Raw genomic sequence first — 748 nt, 5'->3', positions numbered from 1 at the left:
TTAGGGGCTTAGGAAGCAAAATCATCAAAAAACCTGATAAGCTCCTAATATGAAACTAAAAAATAAGTATCAAAAGTTCAGCAAAATTTCAGAGCAAAAGTTTAGAGAAATAATCCGCTGTTTCGCTCTTGATTTGACCGCTTCCGATACTGCTAAAATGACCGGCATTAGTGTACGCGGTATCAATCCTATTTTCCTGAAAATCAGACACAGGATTGCTGCTCTGTGCGAACAAAGCTCACCACTGTCCGGTGTGGTCGAATTAGATGAATCTTACTTTGGTGCGCGACGTATCAGGGGTAAGCGCGGTCGCGGAGCGTCAGGTAAAACCATCGTATTTGGCATACTGAAACGCAATGGCGTGGTCTATACGGAAATCGTTCCCGACGCTTCGAAAGCCTCACTAATCAAGGTCATACGTGGTCACATATCTGCTGACAGTGAAATCAATACTGACGGCTGGAAAGCATATGACGGTCTTGTCGATATGGGCTATGAGAAGCATTACCGTGTCCATCATGGTTCCAATGAGTTTGCTCGAGGAAAGCAACATATCAATGGTATTGAATCTTTTTGGAGTTATACTAAGGGGCGTTTGGCTAAATTTCATGGTATTTCCAAAGAGATGTTTTATCTGCATCTCAAAGAAACGGAGTTTAGGTTTAACCACCGGCATGAAGATTTAGGTAAAATATTAATGAAGATGCTTCGAAATAACCCAATTTAATATTTTTGCTTCCTAAGCCCC

1 protein-coding gene is annotated in these 748 nt (G+C 41.6%); it reads left to right on the top strand.

The features are described 5' to 3' along the window. Positions 1 to 49: 49 nt before the first annotated feature. Entirely contained in the window at positions 50 to 727 is a 678-nt protein-coding gene (locus DCH402_RS00040; RefSeq protein WP_002215827.1) for an IS1595-like element ISNme3 family transposase, read from the top strand. The last annotated feature ends 21 nt before the right edge of the window (positions 728 to 748 follow it).

Origin of the sequence: Dickeya chrysanthemi NCPPB 402, assembly GCF_000406105.1 — a bacterium.
GTDB classification, from domain to species: domain Bacteria; phylum Pseudomonadota; class Gammaproteobacteria; order Enterobacterales; family Enterobacteriaceae; genus Dickeya; species Dickeya chrysanthemi.
The sequence above is the reverse complement of the archived record's forward strand: the minus strand, read 5'-3'. Positions and strand labels throughout refer to the sequence as shown.

What these genes read in the sequence shown, in the direction of transcription:
- DCH402_RS00040 (WP_002215827.1), top strand. Translation starts at nt 50, where the DNA reads ATGAAACTAAAAAATAAGTATCAAAAGTTCAGCAAAATTTCAGAGCAA.